Below are 23,244 nucleotides of genomic sequence, written 5' to 3'. Positions count from 1 at the left end.
CCGAACAATATCTTTTATTCACTTTCATATTCCATTTTGCTCATACAGCTCTAACTCGCGCATTCCATGTGAGAGCGAGCAAGCTCGCGCCTACAGCCGGTCTACTTGCTTAAGCATTTGTTTCAGAGCTTCTTTTTCGGCGGCGGAGCCATTGTCGAGGATCTGTTGGAGCTGCCGTTCGATTTGCGCCAATCCTTCGTCGGGCAAATTCAGATGCTCCGGCAGGATCTCGTCACCGGTACTCACCAGTAGCGCAAAGTGAATGACGTTTTCCAGCTCGCGGGTGTTGCCCGGCCAGCTGTGTCGCTCCAGCACCGCCTGTGCGGCTTCGCTGATCAGTGGCACGGGCAGGTCCAGGCGCTGGCTGTAAATGCCGAGGAAGTATTCGGCCAACGACAGAATGTCGCCCACCCGCTCGCGCAAGCCCGGCAATTCGAGTTGCCCTTCGCTGAGGTAGTGATAGAGCCGCTCATGGAATTTACCGGCGGCAACCGCCTTGGCCAGGTCGATGCTGGTGGCCGCGACCAGCCGCACATCCACCGGGCTCGGCTGATGGGCGCCGACGCGGGTCACTTCGTGGTTTTCCAGAGCGGCGAGCAGTTTGATCTGGATCGGCAGCGGCAAGTCGCCGATCTCGTCCAGGTAGAGCGTGCCGCCGTTGGCTGAACCAAACCATCCCGCACGGCTGCTGGCCGATCCGCTGTAACTGCCGGCGGCATAGCCGAACAATTCGGCATCGGCGTAGGTTGGGCTGATCGCGCCGCAATTGACCGACACGAACAAGCCACCACGATCACTGGCGCGATGAATGTGCCGCGCCAGCAGTTCTTTGCCGGTACCCGTATCGCCACGGATCAGCACCGAGATCTCACGCGGCGCCAGTTGCTCCAGCGCCTGGCGCAATTGCCGGGAACGCGGATCGATGAACACCAGCGCCTTGGCACGAATGCTCAAGGGGCTTTTTTCAGCGTCGGGAAAGGTCAGCAGTGGCTGACCGAAGGTTTCAATACTCATGGCAGACTCCCGCCCAACACCGCCGGGAGACGGGGGCGCTAACTAAAGAACGTGTTCAGGCACGGCGCAGGGCGTGTTGTTCCAGACGGTTTTGCAGGCGATAAAGATAGGCAAAACCCTGCTCCCAGCGCTGGTGACCGGACTTGACATTGATGTGGCCGGCACCCGCGAGAATGCCCGCCTCCGCGCCCCAGTTGCGCGCCAGTTCCAGGGCTCGCGCCGCACTGACGGCGCTGTCGTTGTCGGAGCTGACGACCTGGCTGGGGAATGGCAGCAGGTCCGTCGGAATCGGTGCGAAATTGCGCAAGGCCGGCGCACACGCCGGACGCTCGACGTCCGCCGGCGCGACCAGCAAGGCGCCGCGAACCTGACGCAAAAACTGCACAGGCGCGGTCGCTGCCCAATGGGCGACGGTGATGCATCCCAGGCTGTGGGCAATCAGGATCACCGGAGTGCTGTCGGCGGCAATCGCCTCAGCCAACGCTGCGACCCAGTCTTCGCGACGCGGGGTCAGCCAGTCGGCCTGTTCCACCCGCGCGCTGTTCGGCAGGCTGTTCTGCCAGTGGCTTTGCCAATGATCTTCTGGCGATCCTTGCCAGCCCGGCACAATCAGATAGCGAATTGATTCGTTGCGCATGGGGGAGCTCTCCTGCTGCATGTCTGTTCCCGGTCGAGTATAGGGAGGCGAGCTATTTACGTTAAGGAATAAGAAGCTATTTATTAATACCATTATAGAATATATAACCGTTTTTTCCGGGCGCCGCGAGTGTTTTCCAAAGCAAAAAAAGGGGCCGCACCCTGCCAAGGAGACGGCCCCGGAAACTCGAATTCTGTCAGCGCTGTTCAACAGCACTGGAGGCCGATGATTGGCTAAAACCGTTATCCAACAAAGGAATATTTAATTACTTTATTAGACCTTACTTGCATATAACCAACACCTGCCGACCTCCTTGCTTGCGTCATAACCTAAACTCCCTTTGGGTCAAAATGATGACGAGCAACCGTGAAACGAGTTTCTTGTGCCTGGCTCAAACCTGAGCAGCACGGACCTGCTGTGATTCTGTGATGTCCTTGCGCACAAAGCGGTTTGCCCGACCGAACGTGCCGAGATCGTTGAACCGTACGCCCATCTCGCGCATCACCTTGTGCCCCACCGGCACCGTCATCTGGCGAATGTAAAACGGTTCCTTCACCACGAAATGATGGATCCCGTGGCTGCTGCCGAAGTTGAAGCAGAACGCCTGCAATGGCCACAGCCACCAAGCGTTCAGCACTTGGGTTTGCTGCATGACGTTGCCCGGTTCCACGTCGCCGTAGTAGTGCATGTTGGAGCTGATGAAGTGCAGGCAGAACGTGCGCAGCACATTTGGCCCGATGATCACCACTGCCGCGATGTCGACCACCTGCATCACCGACAGCGTGGTGGCCGACCACTCGATAGGCGCGCCCATCAGATGCGCAAGGCCGTTGGCCGCATGAAAGCCGAGAAACGCGTACCACGCGCCCCAATGCATCAGCGCCAGCGGCGCGTAGACCTTCAGAGTGCGTTTGATGATGCTGAATTTGTGCGCCCGGGTTTTCGCCCGAAGCATCCGAATGAAGGCCGACATGATGTTGTCGCCAATCATCAGCAACCGTGCAAACCCCCAAGGCTCGCCATTGGTGATCGCGCGTTCCTCCATGTCGGTTTCAGTACCGGAAACCTTGTGGTGATTGAGGTGCAAATGGCGGCGAATCCATGGATTGATGGTGCTCGGCCGGGCCAGCCAGACCAGGCCCATCATCAGGTTGTGCGGCACTTTCTGCTTGCGAAAGTACATGCTGTGAATCAGATCGTGCTCCAGCTCATGGGTCAGCGAAGCAAAAAACGCGTTGAGCAACAGGCACGCCCACCAGGCCAGATGCCCAGTGATATAGAGCGCCGCAGAACCGAGCATGCCGGCCAACGCGAAAGCCAGAATGCTTGCGCCGATTGCGTCCTGATGCTTGAGAACCGGATAGCGCTCACGCAACTCGACACCTTTGGCCAGCACCACCTCGCGAATATGTGCCGATCGTTGAGCTGCATTCAGTCGTTGGGGGCTTGCAGAAGTAGGGTCCATGCTTCCATCCTCTGATTATGGATGCTCGCATCCTGCCTGCTGCGCCCGTTTGCAGCGGTAGCCGTGAACGCCAACCTGTTGACCGGAAGCGCCAATCAGCATGACTGAACCGACCTCACTCGCCAGCTGGACCCGCGCCTTGCGCAAGCAACTCGATGCTCTGGGCTTCGACAGCACCAGCCTGTGCCGGCAAGCGGGGCTCGATCCACAGTTGATGGAAGACCCCAACGCGCGCTATCCATTGTCCGGAACCACGCGTCTGTGGGAGTTGGCGGTACAGACCAGTGGCGACCCGGCGATTGGTTTGCGCGTGTCGCGTTTCGTCAGCCCGACGACCTTCCATGCGTTGGGTTATGCGCTGGTGGCCAGCGGCAGTTTGCGTGAGGTGTTCGAACGCATCGTGCGCTACCACCAGGTGGTCAGCGATGCCCTGGAACTGGAGCTGACCCGCACCGAGGATCGCTACCTTTTTTGCCTGAAAATCCCTTGCGGCAACCCGGCCCCGGCCTTTGAGGCCATCGATGCATTCATGGCGATTTACGTGCGCACCTGCCGCAATCGCCTGGGCCGGGACTACGCGCCACTGGCGACATACCTGCGGCGCCCGGAGCCGGCAGACGCGCATCAGTGGCATAAAGTCTTTCGCTCGCCGGTGCACTTCGGCGCCGACGAAGACCGGCTGGAATTCGCCCTGGTCGACTTCGACAGCCACCTGGATGACGCTAACCCGGAGCTGGCCGAGCACAACGAAAGCGTGCTCAAACGCACCCTCGCGCAACTCAAACCGCTGACGTGGGAGCGCAAGGTCCGCGACGCCATTGAAGAACAACTGCCCGAAGGCGAACCCAGCGCCGAACACATCGCCAAGGCCCTGCACCTGAGCCTGCGCAGCCTGCAAAGGCATCTGGCGGATGAAGGCTGTCGCTTCGATACGCTGCTCAACGAAAGCCGCGAAAACCTGGCACTGCTGCACCTGCGCGACTCGCAGGTCTCGCTGAGCGAGATCAGTTATCTGCTGGGGTTTGCCGATACCAGCAGCTTCAGCCGCGCCTTCAAGCGCTGGACCGGGATGACGCCGGGGCAGTTTCGGGATGGGTTGCGCTGATTGATCAGGCAGGTGGTTGGCAGGACCGGCCCCATCGCGAGCAGGCTCGCTCCCACATGGGGTGGGTGTAAGCCGTTAAATTGCAGCGAGTGCCCGCAACCGCCCGGCATCGAGGATTTCGATTTCGCCGTAGCTCAGTCCGATGATCCCCTGCCCCTGCAAATCCTTGAGGATCTGGTTGGTGGTCTGGCGCGACAACGACAACATCGAAGCGAGCTGCTCCTGCGGCAGTTGCAGGACGCGGCGTGGCTCGTCGATTTCGCCGTAGCCTTCGGCAATCATCAACAAGCGATGGGCCAATCGCGTGGGGGCCGGCATCAGGCTCAATTGTTCGAGGTTGATGAAGGTCAGGCGCAGTTTCTGGCTCATCAACAAGGCCAGCTGTCGCCAATGCACCGGTTGCTCTTCGAGCAGCGCCAGCAACGTCGCCTGCGAAATATGCGCCAGGGTGCTATGACCCAGGCTGAACGCATCGTGGGTGCGTGGCTGGCCATCGAACAGACCGATTTCACCGAACCAGTGCGGCGCTTCCACCACACTCAACAATGCCTCTTTTCCCTGCTCGTTCACGGCACCGATGCGCATCGCCCCTTCAAGCACCGCGTACAGGCCACAGGGCGCGTCGCCACGCTTGAACAGCCGCTGGCCCGGCGACAGACGCCGCACCCTGGCCGCCGACAGCAGACTATCCTGTAGGGAAACCGGCAAATGGCTGAACCACTGACCGCCTGTCAGGCGTGGACGCCAGACCTGCATATCCATAAAAACTCCTAGAGATTGTCGCCTGGCTGACAGAGCGGAAAACGGCCCCGGGGCATGATCAATCACCCTACAGGAGAACAACAATGAAAAGCCTCGTCGACCACCTCAGTCAATACGCCGCGTATCACCGTGACCCGCGCAACATCGCCACGCACTTCATCGGTATTCCGCTGATCGTCGCGGCCGTCGCCGTACTGCTGTCGCGTCCGCAATGGGGCGGGGGCTGGCTCTCGCCGGCGGTGTTGGTGTCGTTGGCATCGGCCTGGTTTTACCTGCGCCTTGAACGGCGCCTCGGGGTGCTGATGACAGTGTTGCTGGGGCTGTGCGTATGGGCGGGTCACGTTCTGGCGCAGCAAAGCACCATGGTCTGGCTTGCCAGCGGTGTCGGGATGTTTGTGATCGGCTGGGCGATTCAGTTTGTCGGCCACCACTATGAAGGCCGCAAACCGGCGTTCGTCGATGATGTGACCGGCTTGATTGTCGGGCCGCTGTTTGTGGTGGCTGAACTGGCGTTTTTGCTGGGGATGCGCCATGAACTCAAAGAGCAGATCGAAGCGCGTGCGGGCGGGGTGAGGGTCAATCCGAAACGTGCAGCTGTTTAGATCACAATCGCGAGCAAGCTCGCTCCCACAATGGGTCGGTGTTGAGCACAAAATCTGTGACAGACCGATATCCCTGGGGAGCGAGCTTGCCCGCGATGCTTTTAGAGGTTGGCGACTTTCTGCCAGACCTTCGGTTTGAAGAACAGCGTCTCGCCCTTCGCCAACCCGATCAGGCTATCGTGATCCTTCACCACTTCGGCCTCGATCAGATCGCTCTGACCTTCAACCTTCAATGTCACCCGCGTCGTCGCGCCCAGCGGACGAATATCCCGCACTTCAGCCGCGTGGTGATCGTCCAGCTCATGCCGCGACAGCGACACTTCGTGCGGACGGAACAGCACGTGATTGTCTTCGCCCAGGTGCAGACGATTCGAATCACCCAGGAAGTGATAAACAAAATCGCTGGCCGGGTTTTCGTAGACGTCGCCCGGTGAACCGATCTGCTCGATCACGCCCTTGTTCATCACCACGATACGGTCGGCGACTTCCATCGCTTCTTCCTGGTCATGGGTCACGAACACCGACGTCAGGTTGATGTCTTCGTGCAGGCGCGCCAGCCAACGGCGCAGCTCTTTACGGACTTTGGCATCGAGCGCACCGAACGGTTCGTCGAGCAGCAGCACCTTCGGCTCCACCGCCAAGGCTCGGGCCAGTGCAATACGCTGACGCTGACCACCGGAGAGTTGTTCCGGGTAGCGATCCGACAACCAATCCAGCTGCACCATGTTCAGCAGTTCGTGAACTTTAGCCGCGATCTGGCTTTCGTTCGGGCGCTGGTTCTTCGGCTTCATGCGCAGGCCGAACGCGACGTTGTCGAATACCGTCATGTGGCGGAACAGCGCGTAGTGCTGGAACACGAAACCGACATTGCGATCACGCACGTCGTGGCCGGATACGTCTTCACCGTGGAACACGATGTTGCCCTGATCCGGCGTTTCCAGTCCGGCGATGATCCGCAGCAGCGTGGTCTTGCCGCAGCCCGAAGGACCGAGCAGCGCGACGAGCTCGCCGCTCTGGATGTCCAGGCTGATGTTATCCAGCGCCTTGAACGCATTGAAATTCTTGCTGACGTTACGCACTTCGATCGACATGAATTATTCCTCCGCGGCGCTGGCGCGCAGGCGGTTAATACGGTTTTCGCTCCACTGCTTCAGCAGCAGGATGAAGAGCGCCATGATCAGCAACAGGCTCGCCACGGCGAACGCGGCCACGTGGTTGTATTCGTTGTAGAGGATCTCGACGTGCAGCGGCAAGGTGTTGGTCACCCCGCGAATGTGCCCGGAAACCACCGACACCGCACCGAACTCACCCATCGCTCGCGCGGTACACAGCACCACGCCGTAGATCAGGCCCCATTTGATATTGGGAACGGTGACGTGCCAGAACATTTGCCAGCCATTGGCGCCGAGCAGGCGCGCGGCTTCTTCTTCCTGGGTGCCCTGCTCCTGCATCAGCGGGATCAGCTCTCGCGCCACGAACGGCACGGTGACGAAAATCGTCGCCAGCACGATGCCTGGCAAGGCGAAGACGATCTGGATGTCGTGATCCTGCAGCCACGGCCCGAACAGGCCCTGGGCGCCGAACATCAGCACATAGACCAGACCGGCGATCACCGGCGATACCGAGAACGGCAAGTCGATCAACGTGACCAGCATGCTCTTGCCGCGGAACGAGTACTTGCTCACGCACCACGCAGCGCTGACGCCGAACACCAGGTTCAACGGCACCGAAATCAGCACGGCAATCACCGTGAGCTTCAAGGCGGACAACGCATCAGGCTCGAAGATGGCGGTGAAAAACGCACCGAGGCCGAGCTTCAGACCCTGGGACACCACGATAAACAGCGGCAGCAGCAGGAACAGCGCAAAAATCAGCCAGCCGAGACCGATCAGGATACGCCGCGACGTCGCACTGCCGCGACGGGCAGCGTTGGCCGAAGAGGCGGCAGCAATAGACGATTGGGACATGTTCGCGCCTCCTTAAGGGGTTTCGATGCGTCGCTGCAGCAAATTGATCAGCAGCAGCAAGATGAAAGAAACCACCAGCATCAGTACACCAATGGAGGTAGCGCCCGTGTAATCGTACTGGTCGAGTTTGACCATGATCAGCAGCGGCAGGATCTCGGTTTTCATCGGCATGTTACCGGCGATGAAAATCACCGAACCGTACTCGCCGACCCCGCGGGCAAAGGCCAGGGCGAAGCCGGTCAACCATGCGGGCAACAGTGCCGGCACCAGGATATGACGGAACACCTGAAACGGCTTCGCACCCAGGCAGGCTGCCGCTTCTTCCACTTCACGAGGAATATCGGCCAATACTGGCTGTACGGTACGTACCACGAATGGAAGGGTCACAAACGTCAGGGCAAGGGTGATGCCCAGGGGGGTGTAGGCGATCTTGAAACCCAGGTCGGCTGCAAATTGACCGACCAGACCGTTAGGCGCGTACAACGCGGTCAGCGCAATGCCAGCCACGGCGGTGGGCAGAGCGAACGGCAAATCGATCATCGCATCGATGATTTTGCGTCCGGGAAAGGTATAGCGCACCAGCACCCAGGCCAGCAGCGTGCCGATGATGCCGTTGATGATCGCGGCATACAGGGCGGTGCCGAAGCTCAGCTTCAGCGCTGCCAGCACCCTTGGCGCCGAGATGATTGCCCAGAACTGATCCCAGGTGAGTTGAGCGGCATGCACGAACATCGCCGCCAGTGGTATGAGCACAATCAGGCTGAGGTACACCAAGGTGTAACCCAGCGTCAGCCCGAAGCCGGGTATGACGGGGGAGATACGACGCGACATAAAAGTCCTTGGTTGTGTGGCGAGGGAGCTTGCTCCCTCGCCACAATGAGTCTGGATTCTGCTCAGATTACTGCGCCTGGTAAATCTGGTCGAACACGCCGCCGTCGTTGAAGAATTTCGGCTGCGCGGTTTTCCACCCGCCGAAGTCTTTGTCGATGGTCACCAGCTCCAGTTTCGGGAACTGCTTGGCGTACTTGGCGGCCACGTCCTTGTCACGTGGACGATAGAAGTTTTTCGCCGCAATTTCCTGACCGGCCGGGCTGTACAAGTGCTTGAGGTACGCCTCGGCGATCTCGGTGTTGCCCTTTTTCTCGGCGTTCTTGTCGACCAGCGCCACCGGTGGCTCGGCGAGGATCGACAGCGAAGGCACGACGATGTCGAACTTGTCGGCGCCGCCATCTTCTTTCAGGGCCAGGAAGGCTTCGTTTTCCCAGGCCAGCAACACGTCACCCTGACCGTTGTTGACGAAAGTGATGGTCGAGCCGCGGGCGCCGGTGTCCAGCACAGGCACGTGCTTGAACAGGGTTTGCACATATTCCTTGGCCTTGGCTTCATCACCGCCATTGGCTTTCAGGCCGTAAGCCCAGGCCGCGAGAAAGTTCCAGCGTGCGCCGCCGGAAGTTTTCGGGTTCGGGGTGATCACCGAGACGTCGTTCTTGACCAGATCGCCCCAGTCCTTGATGCCTTTAGGGTTGCCTTTGCGTACCAGAAACACGATGGTCGAGGTGTATGGCGTGCTCGCTTCCGGCAGACGCGTCTGCCAGTCCGCCGGCAGGGTCTTGCCGAGCTTGGCGATTTCGTCGATGTCACCGGCCAGGGCCAGGGTCACCACGTCGGCACGCAGGCCATCGATCACGGCCCGGCCTTGCTTGCCCGAACCACCGTGGGATTGCTGGATCTTCACCGTGTCGCCCGCGTGATCCTTCTGCCAGTGCTTGATGAACTCGGCGTTGTATTCCTGATACAGCTCACGGGTCGGGTCATACGACACGTTCAACAGCTCGTAATCCTTGGCAACCGCGGAACCGGCAAAAAGGGCACTGGCCAGGGCGGCCAAAGCGAAATGGCGAATCGACGACATGGTGAAAGCTCCTGGAATTCTTGGTGTGTTGGCTTTTTTTATGGGGTGCTGGAATCGGGCTGCGATCTTTTGATTGTTCGCATCAGCTCGGCTTGTTGCCCGGCTGCTGCAAACGGAATTTTTCCTTGCGTTCGATCTGAACCACCTGGGCGTTGTGCACAGTGATTTCCACGGCGCCAAAACGCAGATCGCGCAGAGCGCTCTGGATTTCACGCAGAATGGTTGCCTCGTCCTGACCGTCAACGCTACGCAGAGATGCGCTCATGGTGCTGCTCCTTCGACTGTGTGGTTGCCAGGCAGTGGGCGGCACTGCTTGCGGCGTGGAACCAATAGTAGAGAGGCGCTGATATTCTTAAAAAGACTATTTAAGAATTTTTATATAACTAGAAGATATTATTTGACGGCGCAAGGGTTTGCGGCGAGGGAACATCAAAAGCTCGCCGCCTTCGGGTTGCTCTGTGGGCGCTGCCGAAGGCTGCAATCTGGTTCTTTTACCGAATCAGCGGCGCATGAGCCCAATCCAGTTTCCCGACCGGCATCGGTCGACCGAACCAATAACCCTGCCCCAAATGACAACCGTGCTCGAGCAGGAATGCCGCCTGTTCCACTTGCTCGATCCCTTCTGCCTGCACCTGCATGCCCATGCTCTGCGCCAGGGCGATAATGACCCGCACAATGGCTGAGTCATCCTCATCACACGGCAGCCCGGCGACGAAACCCTGATCAATCTTGAGCTTCTGCACCGGCAAGCGCTTGAGCCGCAGCAAGGACGAGTAGCCCGTACCGAAATCGTCGATGGCCAGGCATACGCCCAGCTCCCGCAGGCGATGCATTTGTTCCAGTGCGACTTCCGGATCGTCCATCACCGCGCTCTCGGTGACCTCGAGTTCCAGACAGGCCGGGTCGAGTCCGGTTTCACGCAGCACCTGCGAAACTTGCTGGTAAAGCTCGCGACGAGCGAACAGCCGCGAGGAAACATTCACCGCGACAAACGACAATTCGACACCGGCCTGACGCCACTGGCACATCTGCTGACATGCCTGGCGCATCACCCAGGCGTCGATGTCGGCGATCAGCCCCGTGCGCTCGGCGACGGGAATGAATTCCGCCGGCGAAACCAGACCACGTTGCGGATGCTCCCAACGCACCAACGCCTCGACGCCGACCAGACGACTGGTCTGAAAATCGTGAACCGGCTGGTAATGCACCCGCAGCTGTTGGTCCTCCAGGGCGCGTCGCAATTCGAACGCCAACTCAACCCGCTGCCGGGCATGGGCGGTCAACTCTTCGGTGTAGAGCGCGTAACCATCGCGGCCCGCGCTCTTGGCCTTGAACAAGGCAGAATCGGCATTGCGCAACAGTTGCTCGGCGTTCAGGGCATCGCTGGGGAACAGGCTGATACCGATGCTGGCATTGATAAACAACGACTGCCCGTCGATCGGGAAAGGCTCTTTGAGGCCGTCGATGATGCGCTGGGCCAATGCCGCTGCCTGCACCAACTGCGGACAACTTTCAGCCAGCACGGCGAATTCATCGCCCCCAAGCCGCGCCAGGGCGATGCCCGGCCCGAACATAGCCTGCAAACGCTGGGCGACGGCCTTGAGCAATTGGTCACCGATGGTGTGCCCAAGGCTGTCGTTGATCATCTTGAAGTGATCCAGATCCACCATCAGCAAGGCACAACCACGCTTGTGCATTTGCGCCGACGCCAATGCCTGCTCGACACGGTCGGTGAACAGCAAGCGATTGGGCAAATCGGTCAGCGGGTCGTGGTGCGCCAGGTGCATCAATTCGTGCTCGGAATGCTTGATCGCACTGATGTCGGAAAACACTGCCACGTAATGGCTACGCCGCCCCAGCTCATCGAAAATGATGCGGATGGTTTGCCACTGCGGGTAAATCTCGCCGCTTTTGCGCCGATTCCAGATTTCCCCGCTCCACTCGCCCAAGCGGTCCAGGGTGGCGAACATCGCCTGATAGAAATCCGCCGAATGACGGCCGGATTTGAACAGGTTGGGCCGCTGCCCCAGCACCTCTTCACCTTGATAGCCGGTGATTTCCATGAACGCGCGGTTCACATGAACAATCAGCCCGTTGCGATCCGTCACCAACACCCCTTCGCGGGTGCAATCGAACACGGCGGCGGCCTGCTGCAAACGCTCGCGATCTTCGCTGCGTTCACGCGATTTGGCGCCGATTCGGCTTCGAAGCCGTCGAGCGCGGGCAATAAAGATCAACCCGGCGCTCAACACCATCCACACGTAACCGTTGATCAGTTGCCAGCGCATCCGCTCGACTGAGTGATCGAAGAGACTGTTCAATAAATAGTCACTCGCCTGCAACCAGATCACAGAGAGCAACAGGTAAAGCAGCGCTGCACGCAAGGCATCGCGATAGCTGGCAGACATACGACGGTCCATGTCCCTACAAAAATGCCGGGATTATAGGCTAAAGACACATTCAGCCACTCTTATCTGAAAGGGCGACTGGTTTTCTCTGTGGGCTTAGTGATAATGCAACGGCTGTTTTTTTCTTTATCGAGGGCCCTATAGCCTATGTGGTACGAAGGTTTTCTCGGCTTGTCGCCCTGGTCACTGGTGGCAGTCACCCTGCTGATGACCCACGTGACAATCGTCGCCGTCACGGTCTATCTGCACCGTTATTCAGCCCACCGCTCCCTGGAGCTGAATGCGGGCCTGAAACATTTCTTCCGCTTCTGGCTGTGGCTGACCACGGCGCAGAACACCCGCGAGTGGACGGCTATCCACCGCAAGCACCACGCCAAGTGCGAAACCGAAGATGATCCGCACAGCCCGGTCATCAAAGGCTTGTCCACCGTTCTGCGCAAAGGCGCCGAGCTGTACCGCGCCGAAGCGGAAAACCCCGAGACGCTGCGCATCTACGGCAAGAACTGCCCCGAAGACTGGATCGAGCGCAATCTTTATTCCCGCTTTCCGCTGCTGGGCGTGGCGATCATGGGCGTGATCGACCTGCTGCTGTTCGGCACCATCGGCATCACCATCTGGGCCATCCAGATGATGTGGATCCCGGTGTGGGCTGCCGGCGTGGTCAATGGTCTGGGGCACGCCGTCGGCTACCGCAACTTCGAATGCCGCGATGCGGCGACCAATCTGGTGCCTTGGGGCATTCTCATTGGTGGTGAAGAACTGCATAACAACCATCACACCTACCCTAACTCGGCCAAACTGTCGGTGAAGAAGTGGGAGTTCGATATGGGCTGGGCATGGATTCAAGTGTTCAGCTTCCTGCGCCTGGCCAAGGTCCAGCGGGTCGCGCCGATAGCTCACCGCGTCGAGGGCAAGGGCAGCCTGGACATGGACACCGCGATGGCGATCCTCAACAACCGCTTCCAGATCATGGCCCAGTACCGCAAATTGGTGATCGGCCCGCTGGTCAAGCAAGAGCTGGAAAAGGTCGATCATTCGGTTCGTCACCAATTCCACCGCGCCAAGCGTCTGCTCTCCCGGGAGACCAGCCTGCTGGACGAAAAACACCACGTACGCATCCAGAACATGCTCGAGCACAGCCACGCACTGAAGGTAATTTACGAAAAACGCCTGGCATTGCAGCAGATCTGGGTCAAGACCAGCTCAAATGGTCATGACATGCTGGCCGCCATCAAGGACTGGGTACACGAAGCGGAAGCCAGCGGGATTCAATCCCTGCGTGATTTCGCTGATCAGCTGAAAACCTACTCCCTGCGTCCTACGGCCGCCTGATTGCAGCAAAAGGTCACAAAACCTGTGGGAGCGATCTTGCTCGCGATGACGAACTGACACTCAACATTGATGTTGGCTGGAAGACCGCTAGCGCGAGCAGGCTTGCTCCCACACTGGTTTTTGGACTGGCCGAAAATAGTGACAACCCTACCGCCCGGCGGGAGCAAGCTCCCTCGTCACAAAAAAGCGGGAACTTCGTCAAAAATACCCCCTCTCAAAGACACTTCGCCATCCTGGCGGGCTTCGCTATGGCCGCTTTCGAATCTCAAGCGGCGTACGCCCTTTGAGATTTGTGCCGATGGTCAATAAAAATCTGAAAGACCCCACTTCACCGCAGTGGCCAGAAGCCGCAAAAACCTTGCTGGCGCTGATGCACGCCCAAGGTGAAGTGGCGCGCCTGAGTGAACGCGAACAGTTGTTCAGCACGCTGCTGGTCAGCGTCAACGCCGTGCTTTGGGCGTTCAACTGGGAAACCCGTCAGGTGCTGTATGTCAGCCCCGCCTACGAACGGATTTTCGGCCGCTGCGCCGATCTTTTGCTGTCCGACTACAACCAGTGGCGCGACAGCATCTACCCCGACGACCTGGACTACGCCGAGCGCAGCCTGGCAAAGGTGCTCGACACAGGTGCCGTGGAAGACCGCGAATACCGGATCATCGACGGCGACGGCCAGGTGCGCTGGCTCAGCGACAAATGCTTCATCAACCGTCAGGCGGAGCCCGGCCAGCCGCTGATCATTGTTGGCATCGCGGAAGACATCACCGAAAAAAAGCAGATGGAAACCGAGCTGCAACGCCTGGCCACCACCGACGCCCTGACCCAGAGCAGCAATCGCCGCCATTTCTTCGACCGCGCTAATCAGGAGTTCGAGCTGGCACGGCAACAAGGCACGCCGCTGTCATTCCTGATGCTGGACATCGATGATTTCAAAGTGATCAACGACACGTACGGGCATCAGGAAGGCGACAACGTGCTGCAACACATCGCCGACAGCGGCCGCGCCGCGTTGCGTCGAGGCGATCTGTTCGGGCGAATTGGTGGAGAGGAGTTCGCAGCAGTATTCCCCGGCTGCACCCCGGAGATGGCCCTGCAAGTGGCCGAGCGCCTGCAACGGGAGATCCAGCGCCTGAGCTTCAACCACGATGGCCAGACATTCGGCATCACCGTCAGCCAGGGGCTGACCAGCCTGACAGACGAGGATGAAACCATCGACAGCCTCTTCGCCCGTGCGGACGCAGCGATGTATCAAGCCAAACGCGAGGGCAAGAACCGGATTGTCACCGGCTGACAGAACCCACACATCCCCTGTTGGAGCGAGCAGGCTCGCGCCTACGGGATTTGGTGCGCTTACTTCTTGCGCATCCGCATCAACTCCGGCAGCCCGATCTTGAGCAACCGCGCCGTGCGGCTTCTGGCCAGTTCCTCAACGCCTTCATGTTCGTTCAGCCGCGCCAGCTGCGCCGCCATGTTCATCACCAAGGCTTCGCGGGAGTAAACCCCGCCACCGAGCTGGTATACCGCGGCAATCAGCTCTCGCAGCTCCAGCGGCAGCCGCCAGCGCGTACGCAACGCCGAACCATAGGCCGCACCAAATTTGGCCAGCGCTTCGCCGACCTCTTCCTGTTCGTCCAATTCGCCACCAGCCTGCTTCCATTCCTGCAAGCAACGCAACAACGCCAAGTCACCCAAGCGATGCAACATGCCCGCGCAATAACAGCGCGCCTGATCCAGGTCGAGTAACCGCGCCAGGGTTCGGGCGTATTCAGCCGTGTGCAGCGACAGGTCCCAATAACGCTCGGCGTAGTCCGCCAGACAGGGATCGCTGAGCCGCGCACTGCGTTTGAGCGCCAGCCCCAGAATCAGGTTCATGCTTTGTCCGGTGCCCAGTCGATGCAGCGCCTGAGACAGGGTCTGTACGGCGGCGCCGTGGTGATGCGCGGCACTATTGGCGGCGGCGATGAGCACGGCGGTGATCTGCGGGTCGGTGCGAATTTCATCTTCCAGCACCGTCAGATCAAGGCCGTTGGGATTGAGGCTGCGTTTGACCGCCAACTGCACGTCGGTCATCAATGGCGCGCCCTCGGCCAGCTCACGACGACGCTCCAGGAACACCGACAATGTCATCCCCGGCGCCAACGCCGGCACTTCGCACGACACCTCCTGACCGGCGCTGAGCAGTAAATCCTGCAGGCGTTGGGTCAGGCTTTCCATGTTCAGTGGCTTGGTCAGGTAAGCGGTCGGCGCCAGCGGCAAGGCCTCGCGCACGCTCGCACTGTCGTTGCGGCTGCTCATCAGGATGAAGGGCAATGGCGGATTGCGTTTGCGCTGACGAATATTGCGCAACACATTCAGACCATCGACGCCGGGCAACTCCCAATCGACGATCACCAGGTCATACGGGTTGAGCGCCAACAACTCCAACGCTGCCTGGCCATCGGCGCACAAGTCCAGTCGCGCGTCACAGCGAACGTGCAACAACACTTCCTTGAGCAAGTCCCGGGACCAAGGGTCGGCCTCGGCGATCAGCACTCTTGGCACGGCGGGTAAATTGACGACTGTCATACGGCTCTCCCTTGCAATGCTTGAACCTTAGCGAATGCTGGCCTTTCGATACAGCGCTAAAGCGCGGGTTATATTTCGCTTGGCATAAAAAAACCCGCCGAAGCGGGTTTTTTGTCGATCAGGTCACACTAAGTGATCACAGCTCGGAGAAGCACTCTTCGATGATCGCCAGACCTTTGTCCAGTTGCTCGTCCGGTGCAGTCAGCGGTACCAGGACACGCAGCACGTTGCCGTAGGTGCCGCAGGACAGCAGGATCAGACCTTTGTCGCGAGCCTTGGCCACAACCGAAGCCACCGCGGCAGCGTTCGGCTTGTGGCTGTCGCCGTTTTCGAACAACTCGACCGCGATCATCGCGCCCAGGGCACGGACTTCACCGATTACCGGGTACTTGGCCTGGATGGCTTTCAGGCCAGTGACCAGACGCTCGCCGACCGCTTTGCAACGATCCAGCAGGTGCTCTTCTTCGAACACTTCCATCACGGCCAATGCAGCGGCGCAAGCGATCGGGCTACCGGCGTAGGTTCCGCCCAGGCCGCCTGGAGCAATGGCGTCCATGTATTCGGCCTTGCCGCACACACCGGCCAGCGGGAAGCCGCCAGCGATGGATTTGGCGAAGGTGGTCAGATCGGCAGCAACACCCATCTGTTCCATGGCGAAGAAGGTACCGGTACGGCCAGCGCCAGTCTGTACTTCGTCAGCGATGAGCAGGATGCCGTGCTGGTCGCACAGGGCACGCAGACGCTTCATGAATTCTTTCGGCGCGACGTAGAAACCACCTTCGCCCTGGACCGGCTCGATGATGATCGCAGCAATGTCACGCGGCTCGGCGTCGTTCTTGAAAATGCGTTCGATGGAAGCGATCGAATCGTCGATGCTCACACCGTGCAGTTCGTTCGGGTACAGCGCGCGGAAGATACCGCCTGGCATCAGGCCCATGCCTGCCGAGTAAGGCACGACTTTACCGGTCAGGCCCAAGGTCATCATGGTGCGACCGTGGTATGCGCCGGTGAACGCGATCACGCCGGCACGGCCAGTGGCGGCACGGGCGATTTTCACGGCGTTTTCCACGGCTTCGGAACCGGTGGTGACCAACAGGGTTTTCTTGGCGAAATCACCTGGCACCTTGGCGTTGATTTTTTCGCACAGTTCTACGTACGGTTCATAAGCCAGCACCTGGAAGCAAGTGTGGGTCAGCTTGTTCAGTTGCTCGGTCACGGCGGCGATGATTTTCGGGTGTACGTGGCCGGTGTTCAGCACGGCGATACCGCCGGCGAAGTCGATGAACTCGCGACCTTCAACGTCGGTCACGGTAGCGTTCTTCGCGGACTCGGCGAAGATCGGGTGAATCTGGCCCACACCACGTGGAACAGCAGCGGTACGGCGGGCCATCAAAGAAGCGTTAGTCTTGCTCATACAGTCCTCATTCGCCGCTCATCGGGCGGCGTGGTTCAAGGAAAATGCGACGGGGATTCAACGGTGGCAGCATGCGATGATCGACTGCCACGGCGTTCCCGGCCACAGAGAAAATTCCGGTTTGATGCACGCAAAGGGACAGCGCTCTCGTGCCCTTTGCGTTTGAAGCAATGCCTTGCCGGGCTTAGATGCCCAGGCAGAGGTATTTGATTTCCAGGTAATCTTCGATGCCGTACTTGGAGCCTTCACGGCCCAGGCCCGAGGCCTTGATACCGCCGAACGGCGCGACTTCGTTGGAGATCAGCCCGGTGTTGACGCCGACCATACCGTATTCCAGGGCTTCAGCCACACGGAACACACGGCCCAGGTCGCGAGCATAGAAGTACGAGGCCAGACCGAACTCGGTGTCGTTGGACATCGCGATCACTTCGGCTTCGTCTTTGAAGCGGAACAGCGGCGCCAATGGACCGAAGGTTTCTTCCTTGGCCACGGCAGCGTTCTTCGGCACGTTGGTCAGGATGGTCGGTTCGAAGAAATTGCCTTCCATCGGCTTGCCGCCGGACAGCACGGTAGCGCCTTTGGCAACGGCGTCAGCGATGTGCTCTTGTACTTTGGCGACCGCTTTTTCGTCGATCAGCGGACCGGTGGTGGTGCCGTCTTCCAGACCGTTGCCGATCTTCAGCTTGGCGACGGCCACTTTCAGCTTCTCGGCGAACGCGTCGTAGACCGAATCCTGAATGTACAGGCGGTTGGCGCAGACGCAGGTCTGGCCGTTGTTGCGGTATTTGGAAATGATCGCGCCTTCGACGGCCTTATCCAGGTCCGCGTCGTCGAACACGATGAACGGTGCGTTGCCGCCCAGTTCCAGGGACACTTTCTTGATGTCCTTGGCGCATTCCGACATCAGTTGACGACCGATCTCGGTCGAACCGGTGAAGGACAATTTGCGCACGATCGGGTTGCTGGTCAGTTCGCTGCCGATGTCGCCGGCGCTGCCGGAAACAACGCTGAACACGCCAGCCGGGATGCCGGCACGCTGGGCCAGTTCGGCCAGGGCGAAGGCGGAAAACGGCGTTTGCGAAGCAGGCTTGAGCACCATGGTGCAACCGGCGGCCAGGGCCGGGCCGGCTTTACGGGTGATCATCGCGGCCGGGAAGTTCCATGGGGTGATGGCAGCGGTCACGCCGATAGGCTGCTTGATCACGATCAGGCGTTTGTCTGGCTGGTGGCCCGGAATCACGTCACCGTAGATGCGCTTGGCTTCTTCGGCGAACCACTCGATGAACGAAGCGGCGTAAACGATTTCGCCCTTGGCTTCGGCCAATGGCTTGCCTTGTTCCAGGGTCATCAGGCGAGCCAGGTCGTCCTGGTTCTCGATCATCAATTCGAACCAGCGACGCAGTTTGCCGGCACGTTCTTTGGCGGTCAGTGCACGCCAGGCCGGCAGCGCTTTGTCAGCGGCTTCGATTGCACGGCGGGTTTCGGCAGCACCCATTTTCGGCACAGTGCCCAGAATTTCGCCCGTTGCCGGGTTGTTGACCTTGATCGTCTGACCATTGTCCGCATCTACCCAAGCGCCATCGATGAAGGCTTGCTGGCGGAACAACTGGGTGTCTTTAAGCTGCATGTCGGCTTTCCTTAACAGCACCGCGCGATACGCGGAGCAAATTATGATTGTAGAAAGGCGCCTCAGTAGGCTGCCGTCAGGGAAATCATTCACCGGGCTGAAGCACATAAATAGCGCACTGTTCGAAACTCGTGCGGTTCAGCACCCAGACAAGAGCGTTTGAAATCTCAAACGAATCCTAGGATCAAAGGGGGTAAAGGACAATAGGGCGTTCGAAAAAAAGAACGAAAAGCCGTTTTTTGCTGCAATTTTCTGATCAGCGTAGCAACCGCAGGTTACGCTTTGGAAAAACGCAGGCGTTTCAGCAGCATGGACGCCCGCAATGCATATGAGTATCATGGCGCCCGCATCGCACCAGTAGCTCAGCTGGATAGAGTACTGCCCTCCGAAGGCAGGGGTCGTGGGTTCGAATCCCGCCTGGTGCACCATATAGCAGTCTAGACCTGTCTCAGACAGTCTACGAAACACTCCAAGAAGCCCGCCCTGTGCGGGCTTTCTTGTTTCTGGCTATCCATCCCTGTCTACCCCTATAACTTCACGCCGTGTATGCCCACGTGTATGCTTTGAGATTCATTGAACTGGAGGCATACACGCAGTGAAGCGTACTGAAATCAAACGCCGCCCACTGGCCGACACTACTCTCGCAGGATTGGAGCCGGAGAATGCGACGTACCGGGAGCAAGACGGCAACGGCTTGTATTTTCGGGTCAAGGCAAATGGGCAGAAGTCGTGGGAGTTACGCTACAAAAAACCAGACGGGAAATGGTCCTGGCTGGGGCTAGGCGGTTACCCCGAAATTAGTGGTTCGCTAGCCAGGCAGAAGGCGGCGCAACTGCGGGATGACGCATCAACTGGTAAAAATCCTTTGGTCAGTAAGCAGGCTCGTAAGATTGCTGACCGGGTGGCTGCCAACAACACTTTTGAAGCATTAGGCCGCGAATGGTTTGAGGCTAGACGCTCAAGCTGGGAAGCCGGCACGTCCCGTCGAGTCCTTGGAGCACTGGAGCTTCACGTATTCCCCGTTTTCGGCAAACGCATCTACACAGAAATACTGCCCCTTGAATGGATGGAGTTTCTGCGCGGCATGGAGCAGAAAGGGATCATTGAGCAAATGGGCAGAGTTCGAGCCTTCTGCAAAGAGATCTATGACTTGGCACGCGTGACAGGTCGAGCGATCCACAACCCCCTTGAAGGCCTCAATAAATTTCTACAGACGCGCAGTGCTGAAAATTATGCACACGTATCAATAGAAGAGTTGCCTGCATTACTTCGCGCCATCAACTCTTACCCTCACGCGAAGGACGTCCGTCTAGGTCTCCAATTGCTGGCCTTATTAGCGGCACGCCCGAGTGAGATTCGAGAAGCACGCTGGTCAGAGATCGACCTCAACAAAAAGCTATGGACGATTCCAGCCGAGCGAATGAAGCGTCGGCGCGAGCATGTAGTGCCTCTATCTCGCCAGGCCATTGAAGCAATTACGGAGCTACGCAAGCTGACAGGGGCATACCCGCTGTTATTTCCAGGAAGAAAAGATCGGACCATACCCCGCAGCAACACCGTGTTTCTGATGGCGCTGCGCAGGCTGGGATATGCGGGCCGGCAAACCGGCCATGGTTTCCGTCACATCGCCAGCACGATCCTGAATGAACAGGGGTTCGACGAAAACCATATCGAGGCACAGCTCTCTCACGTAAAAGAAGGAATTGCAGGTGTGTACAACAAGGCGGTGTACCTCCCACAGCGTAAAGTGATGATGCAGTGGTACGCCGATCGTCTTGATGAGCTAGCGACTGGTAAGGTCGTGCAAGGCCAATTTGGGAAGGCAGTATGAAACTCCTTATCCATCCCCCCTCCAAAAGCGGTGTTACGGGTGTAACAGGTGTAACGGGCATCACCAACCCCCTGAATATATTGGACTTCTCACCTGTAACACGTTTTAGAGCGGTGCCATACACGCCGTGTAACGCTACCCTTTGGTGTTACATAGAAAGCCCATCATTGCCACTGCTGGCTAGCCATTTCCGACGCGTGCGAACAAGCTCGGCGCGCTGGTTGTGCCGCATCAACATAGGGCGCGGGGATGGTTGGATACATTTCGGTAAAGGAAAGGCCGCTTGGAACTTATAGAAGGCATTGATCTCGCCTTGGGCCTAAAACCGACGGCCAGACTTATCGATCACCTGTCGAACCAGTCGCTCTATGCGCTTATCGGCGAGCAAATAATGGATGCATGCCGCTTACTCGACCAATGCGTGTTTCGCATTCAAGCTAACGAAAGCAGTTATCTTAATTCGCTCTGTATTGAGGCCGTAAGGATGGAAGGGTCAATCTTCCAGCATGCGGAAACTCCTCGAACATCGCGTCTAGCTGACTGGATCCGCCACTTCACATGCTGTGAATCAGCATCCGATGAAGAGGCGTATGCCGCCTACGCGATGGCTTGCGCAGTAAAGGCGATTGAATCTCTCAGCGATTGGATGCAGGCGAGCGAACAGAAAGTCATTTCGAAGAATTGGCGGATATTGGAACTGCCTTGGGAGGAGTTTTGCCAAGCTGTCTCGACCGAAATCAATCCTGATGGCCGCGTCGTAGCGTTAGAAAGCTATGTCGCTCATCTGGAAGTGGTCACCTCACTGATTTCCCTTTACGACGACGACATTACTGAACTTGCTTCCGCAGCCATCAAAACCGCGATCCGCCGTAAAGGTGGCATCTTAAGCGGCAAGGATCGCAACGAAGAAATGTCAGCCCGCGACGCCGCCATTTTGAAGCAAGCGGACAACCTTCGAGACCAGGGGCTTCCACGTCGAAACTTGGCTACACACGTCCATCGCTGGCTGGAAGATCAAATAGCACTGCCCCCAAAACAGAGACCCACCTGGCTACCTTCGGAAATTGAGAAGGCTCTCACCCGCAGACAAGTAGATGCCATCCTCACTAAGCATGACTTGATGTAAACCGAAAATTTCAAAGTGGAAGTGAACTGCTCACCGCATTTCAACGCCTAGATCATTGCTCTCGTCAGTCCATACCAATCGAGAGCAATGCCAATGAAAAACGACTTCGCACAAAAGCCCGATTCAAACTTCCCAAACCTCGTCACCCCTTTTGATCCCACCTTCCCAAGCCTCATCACTCCTTTTGATCCCGCCACCACCCTCATACGCATGCCGCGTCTTGAGATTGCTACAGGGCTCAAGCGCTCGACTATCTACAAGCTTATGCAGTGCCCCGACAGTGGCTTCCCACAGCCTGTCAAACTGAGCAACAGCACCGCACGTGGCGCACCAGTTGCCTGGGTTTTTTCTGAAGTTCAGAGCTGGGTCAAAAGCCGTATTGAAGCACGTGATCAGGTGGCCGCATGACACGCAACTATTGCCCATTCAAAGGCCCTTTTCTCGACTCCTATAGCGTCGGATTTCGTCTGTATCAACCTGATGCAATCAATTGGCGGCACCGCACCATTGCGGGTGTGAGCTGGAACGGGGAAGAACAAGAAGCCTTCTTTTTCAATCCTGATGGCTTGGTCCTTCCGCTCAAACCCAATCCATGGGAATTACCTCAACTGATCGGCAAAAACGCGGTACGCAGGGAGTTTTCCAGCATCCACGGTTCGGGTCATTTCGCGATGAAGCAAGGTCGTCGCGCCGCCCTGAAATCGCTGGATTTGAACGACTGGGTAACGTATTGGCTGGTCGACCAGTCGGCCGGCTACGCGAACGATCCGGCGGTGTGGCAACGCATCACTGAGCAGGATCTTGCCGAGGAAAAAACTGCAAGCGAACGCCTTCACCGTGAAATGAAGTTGACCTCGGACCTGTCCGGCTACATCGACGAATGCCTAGCAGAGCGCCGCGATCTGCTCGCGGCAAAACACCGCCGACGGTGCGTCGAGGACAACAAAATCCTGGCGTGGCTCAAAGGTGAAACGCCGCAACCGTTGTTCACCTGCACACAGGAGGCGGCATGACTCCGACCTTTCTTCCCCATCAAACCTTGGATCTCGTCGGCGTACTTGAAGCGCCTATGCCTTCATCAACAGAGATCAAGGGTCGCCAGCGCTTGCTTGCGCTCCGCGATCAGGCGATCGCAGCCGGCGCACACGTGTTGATCGTGCTGTGGCAGAACCTGGAGTGGACGCTACTAGCGGTTCAGCCACCAGCAGACGTGGTGATCAACGACGCTCGCGAACTGATTCCCAACCTGCTGCGCAATCCCGAAGCACTCCAGCAGATGCGGCAGCGCGCCGGCCAAGGTAGCCACTTGCAATGGCTCACCCTCAGCCGACCCATAACTACCCAGCACTAACGAAAACGCCCCCGGGAGCGATCCGGAGGCGTTGAGGTAAATCTGCATGCCAGAACAATTTATGCCGCACCTGAAAATTTCGCAAGTTATACGCACAGTTGCACTTTCGAAAAACGGACGTTACTCTCT

General features: G+C 58.4%; 22 protein-coding genes and 1 tRNA gene. 10 read left to right on the top strand and 13 right to left on the bottom strand.

Annotation, left to right across the window (positions count from 1 at the left end; all coding sequences use genetic code 11):
• Positions 1-90 precede the first annotated feature (90 nt).
• The 3 genes from BVK86_RS22930 to BVK86_RS22920 all read right to left on the bottom strand — a co-directional run bounded on the left by BVK86_RS22930 (position 91) and on the right by BVK86_RS22920 (position 3,116).
• The gene (locus BVK86_RS22930; RefSeq protein WP_075948588.1) at positions 91-1,014 is read right to left on the bottom strand and encodes a sigma 54-interacting transcriptional regulator; all 924 of its coding nucleotides are present in this window, start codon (positions 1,012-1,014) and stop codon (positions 91-93) included.
• 55 nt (positions 1,015-1,069) lie between these two features.
• The gene (locus BVK86_RS22925) at positions 1,070-1,651 is read right to left on the bottom strand and encodes an alpha/beta hydrolase (RefSeq protein WP_075948587.1); all 582 of its coding nucleotides are present in this window, start codon (positions 1,649-1,651) and stop codon (positions 1,070-1,072) included.
• A gap of 391 nt (positions 1,652-2,042) precedes the next feature.
• Positions 2,043-3,116, bottom strand: coding sequence for a fatty acid desaturase (locus BVK86_RS22920; protein ID WP_075948586.1), 1,074 nt, complete (start codon positions 3,114-3,116; stop codon positions 2,043-2,045).
• 100 nt (positions 3,117-3,216) lie between these two features.
• Between BVK86_RS22920 and BVK86_RS22915 the strand changes: the two genes are divergently transcribed.
• Positions 3,217-4,221: an AraC family transcriptional regulator gene (locus BVK86_RS22915; RefSeq protein WP_075948585.1), complete on the top strand. Its 1,005-nt coding sequence runs from the start codon at positions 3,217-3,219 to the stop codon at positions 4,219-4,221.
• Positions 4,222-4,296: 75 nt separating this feature from the next.
• On the opposite strand, the gene BVK86_RS22910 is transcribed toward BVK86_RS22915, so the two are convergent.
• Positions 4,297-4,983 (bottom strand): Crp/Fnr family transcriptional regulator, encoded by a 687-nt coding sequence (locus BVK86_RS22910; protein WP_075948584.1) that lies wholly within the window; start codon positions 4,981-4,983, stop codon positions 4,297-4,299.
• Positions 4,984-5,066: 83 nt separating this feature from the next.
• Between BVK86_RS22910 and BVK86_RS22905 the strand changes: the two genes are divergently transcribed.
• On the top strand, positions 5,067-5,585 hold the full coding sequence (locus BVK86_RS22905) for an Mpo1 family 2-hydroxy fatty acid dioxygenase (protein ID WP_075948583.1): 519 nt from the start codon (positions 5,067-5,069) through the stop codon (positions 5,583-5,585).
• Positions 5,586-5,686: 101 nt separating this feature from the next.
• Here BVK86_RS22905 and BVK86_RS22900 read toward each other — a convergent pair whose 3' ends face one another.
• From BVK86_RS22900 to dibA, 6 genes are all read right to left on the bottom strand, one after another.
• Positions 5,687-6,676 (bottom strand): sulfate/molybdate ABC transporter ATP-binding protein, encoded by a 990-nt coding sequence (locus tag BVK86_RS22900; protein ID WP_075948582.1) that lies wholly within the window; start codon positions 6,674-6,676, stop codon positions 5,687-5,689.
• Between the two features lie 3 nt (positions 6,677-6,679).
• Positions 6,680-7,552 carry a sulfate ABC transporter permease subunit CysW gene (gene cysW / locus BVK86_RS22895; protein ID WP_027922271.1) on the bottom strand — a complete coding sequence of 291 codons (873 nt, stop codon included), beginning with the start codon at positions 7,550-7,552 and terminating at the stop codon, positions 6,680-6,682.
• Positions 7,553-7,564: 12 nt separating this feature from the next.
• Positions 7,565-8,383, bottom strand: a complete 819-nt coding sequence (gene cysT / locus BVK86_RS22890; protein ID WP_075948581.1) for a sulfate ABC transporter permease subunit CysT — start codon at positions 8,381-8,383, stop codon at positions 7,565-7,567.
• A 67-nt stretch (positions 8,384-8,450) separates the two neighbouring features.
• Positions 8,451-9,464, bottom strand: a complete 1,014-nt coding sequence (locus BVK86_RS22885) for a sulfate ABC transporter substrate-binding protein (protein WP_075948580.1) — start codon at positions 9,462-9,464, stop codon at positions 8,451-8,453.
• Between the two features lie 82 nt (positions 9,465-9,546).
• Positions 9,547-9,729, bottom strand: coding sequence for a sulfur starvation response protein OscA (gene oscA / locus BVK86_RS22880; protein WP_022643503.1), 183 nt, complete (start codon positions 9,727-9,729; stop codon positions 9,547-9,549).
• A gap of 226 nt (positions 9,730-9,955) precedes the next feature.
• On the bottom strand, positions 9,956-11,872 hold the full coding sequence (gene dibA, locus BVK86_RS22875; protein ID WP_075948579.1) for a phosphodiesterase DibA: 1,917 nt from the start codon (positions 11,870-11,872) through the stop codon (positions 9,956-9,958).
• A gap of 147 nt (positions 11,873-12,019) precedes the next feature.
• Here dibA and desA point away from each other — a divergent pair, with 147 nt between their 5' ends.
• Together desA and BVK86_RS22865 are read left to right on the top strand one after the other, a co-directional pair.
• Positions 12,020-13,204, top strand: a complete 1,185-nt coding sequence (gene desA / locus BVK86_RS22870; RefSeq protein ID WP_075948578.1) for a delta-9 fatty acid desaturase DesA — start codon at positions 12,020-12,022, stop codon at positions 13,202-13,204.
• Positions 13,205-13,502: 298 nt separating this feature from the next.
• On the top strand, positions 13,503-14,492 hold the full coding sequence (locus BVK86_RS22865) for a GGDEF domain-containing protein (RefSeq protein WP_075948577.1): 990 nt from the start codon (positions 13,503-13,505) through the stop codon (positions 14,490-14,492).
• A 59-nt stretch (positions 14,493-14,551) separates the two neighbouring features.
• Here BVK86_RS22865 and BVK86_RS22860 read toward each other — a convergent pair whose 3' ends face one another.
• The 3 genes from BVK86_RS22860 to gabD form a co-directional block, all read right to left on the bottom strand.
• Positions 14,552-15,766 carry an HDOD domain-containing protein gene (locus BVK86_RS22860; protein ID WP_075948576.1) on the bottom strand — a complete coding sequence of 405 codons (1,215 nt, stop codon included), beginning with the start codon at positions 15,764-15,766 and terminating at the stop codon, positions 14,552-14,554.
• A 136-nt stretch (positions 15,767-15,902) separates the two neighbouring features.
• Positions 15,903-17,180 (bottom strand): 4-aminobutyrate--2-oxoglutarate transaminase, encoded by a 1,278-nt coding sequence (gabT, locus tag BVK86_RS22855; protein ID WP_075948575.1) that lies wholly within the window; start codon positions 17,178-17,180, stop codon positions 15,903-15,905.
• Between the two features lie 184 nt (positions 17,181-17,364).
• Complete coding sequence (gabD, locus tag BVK86_RS22850) at positions 17,365-18,807, bottom strand: NADP-dependent succinate-semialdehyde dehydrogenase (protein WP_075948574.1); 1,443 nt, start codon at positions 18,805-18,807, stop codon at positions 17,365-17,367.
• A gap of 351 nt (positions 18,808-19,158) precedes the next feature.
• Here gabD and BVK86_RS22845 point away from each other — a divergent pair.
• The 6 genes from BVK86_RS22845 (at position 19,159) to BVK86_RS22820 (ending at position 23,115) form a co-directional block, all read left to right on the top strand.
• Positions 19,159-19,235, top strand: a tRNA-Arg gene (locus BVK86_RS22845).
• A gap of 167 nt (positions 19,236-19,402) precedes the next feature.
• Entirely contained in the window at positions 19,403-20,638 is a 1,236-nt protein-coding gene (locus BVK86_RS22840) for a tyrosine-type recombinase/integrase (RefSeq protein WP_075948573.1), read from the top strand.
• 283 nt (positions 20,639-20,921) lie between these two features.
• Positions 20,922-21,764: a hypothetical protein gene (locus BVK86_RS30215; RefSeq protein ID WP_231977959.1), complete on the top strand. Its 843-nt coding sequence runs from the start codon at positions 20,922-20,924 to the stop codon at positions 21,762-21,764.
• Positions 21,765-21,857: 93 nt separating this feature from the next.
• Complete coding sequence (locus BVK86_RS22830) at positions 21,858-22,172, top strand: helix-turn-helix transcriptional regulator (protein WP_231977960.1); 315 nt, start codon at positions 21,858-21,860, stop codon at positions 22,170-22,172.
• A complete protein-coding gene (locus BVK86_RS22825; RefSeq protein WP_075948572.1) occupies positions 22,169-22,777 on the top strand; it encodes a hypothetical protein in 609 nt (202 codons plus the stop codon). Before BVK86_RS22830 ends, BVK86_RS22825 begins: the two co-directional genes overlap by 4 nt.
• Positions 22,774-23,115, top strand: a complete 342-nt coding sequence (locus BVK86_RS22820; RefSeq protein ID WP_075948571.1) for a hypothetical protein — start codon at positions 22,774-22,776, stop codon at positions 23,113-23,115. Before BVK86_RS22825 ends, BVK86_RS22820 begins: the two co-directional genes overlap by 4 nt.
• Positions 23,116-23,244 lie beyond the last annotated feature (129 nt).

This window comes from Pseudomonas reinekei (assembly GCF_001945365.1).
Lineage (GTDB): Bacteria > Pseudomonadota > Gammaproteobacteria > Pseudomonadales > Pseudomonadaceae > Aquipseudomonas > Aquipseudomonas reinekei.
Note: the sequence above shows the minus strand (reverse complement) of the source record. Positions and strands in the feature narration are given on the sequence as shown.

What these genes read in the sequence shown, in the direction of transcription:
- BVK86_RS22930 (WP_075948588.1), bottom strand. Translation starts at nt 1,014, where the DNA reads ATGAGTATTGAAACCTTCGGTCAGCCACTGCTGACCTTTCCCGACGCT.
- BVK86_RS22925 (WP_075948587.1), bottom strand. Translation starts at nt 1,651, where the DNA reads ATGCGCAACGAATCAATTCGCTATCTGATTGTGCCGGGCTGGCAAGGA.
- BVK86_RS22920 (WP_075948586.1), bottom strand. Translation starts at nt 3,116, where the DNA reads ATGGACCCTACTTCTGCAAGCCCCCAACGACTGAATGCAGCTCAACGA.
- BVK86_RS22915 (WP_075948585.1), top strand. Translation starts at nt 3,217, where the DNA reads ATGACTGAACCGACCTCACTCGCCAGCTGGACCCGCGCCTTGCGCAAG.
- BVK86_RS22910 (WP_075948584.1), bottom strand. Translation starts at nt 4,983, where the DNA reads ATGGATATGCAGGTCTGGCGTCCACGCCTGACAGGCGGTCAGTGGTTC.
- BVK86_RS22905 (WP_075948583.1), top strand. Translation starts at nt 5,067, where the DNA reads ATGAAAAGCCTCGTCGACCACCTCAGTCAATACGCCGCGTATCACCGT.
- BVK86_RS22900 (WP_075948582.1), bottom strand. Translation starts at nt 6,676, where the DNA reads ATGTCGATCGAAGTGCGTAACGTCAGCAAGAATTTCAATGCGTTCAAG.
- cysW (WP_027922271.1), bottom strand. Translation starts at nt 7,552, where the DNA reads ATGTCCCAATCGTCTATTGCTGCCGCCTCTTCGGCCAACGCTGCCCGT.
- cysT (WP_075948581.1), bottom strand. Translation starts at nt 8,383, where the DNA reads ATGTCGCGTCGTATCTCCCCCGTCATACCCGGCTTCGGGCTGACGCTG.
- BVK86_RS22885 (WP_075948580.1), bottom strand. Translation starts at nt 9,464, where the DNA reads ATGTCGTCGATTCGCCATTTCGCTTTGGCCGCCCTGGCCAGTGCCCTT.
- oscA (WP_022643503.1), bottom strand. Translation starts at nt 9,729, where the DNA reads ATGAGCGCATCTCTGCGTAGCGTTGACGGTCAGGACGAGGCAACCATT.
- dibA (WP_075948579.1), bottom strand. Translation starts at nt 11,872, where the DNA reads ATGTCTGCCAGCTATCGCGATGCCTTGCGTGCAGCGCTGCTTTACCTG.
- desA (WP_075948578.1), top strand. Translation starts at nt 12,020, where the DNA reads ATGTGGTACGAAGGTTTTCTCGGCTTGTCGCCCTGGTCACTGGTGGCA.
- BVK86_RS22865 (WP_075948577.1), top strand. Translation starts at nt 13,503, where the DNA reads ATGGTCAATAAAAATCTGAAAGACCCCACTTCACCGCAGTGGCCAGAA.
- BVK86_RS22860 (WP_075948576.1), bottom strand. Translation starts at nt 15,766, where the DNA reads ATGACAGTCGTCAATTTACCCGCCGTGCCAAGAGTGCTGATCGCCGAG.
- gabT (WP_075948575.1), bottom strand. Translation starts at nt 17,180, where the DNA reads ATGAGCAAGACTAACGCTTCTTTGATGGCCCGCCGTACCGCTGCTGTT.
- gabD (WP_075948574.1), bottom strand. Translation starts at nt 18,807, where the DNA reads ATGCAGCTTAAAGACACCCAGTTGTTCCGCCAGCAAGCCTTCATCGAT.
- BVK86_RS22830 (WP_231977960.1), top strand. Translation starts at nt 21,858, where the DNA reads ATGAAAAACGACTTCGCACAAAAGCCCGATTCAAACTTCCCAAACCTC.
- BVK86_RS22825 (WP_075948572.1), top strand. Translation starts at nt 22,169, where the DNA reads ATGACACGCAACTATTGCCCATTCAAAGGCCCTTTTCTCGACTCCTAT.
- BVK86_RS22820 (WP_075948571.1), top strand. Translation starts at nt 22,774, where the DNA reads ATGACTCCGACCTTTCTTCCCCATCAAACCTTGGATCTCGTCGGCGTA.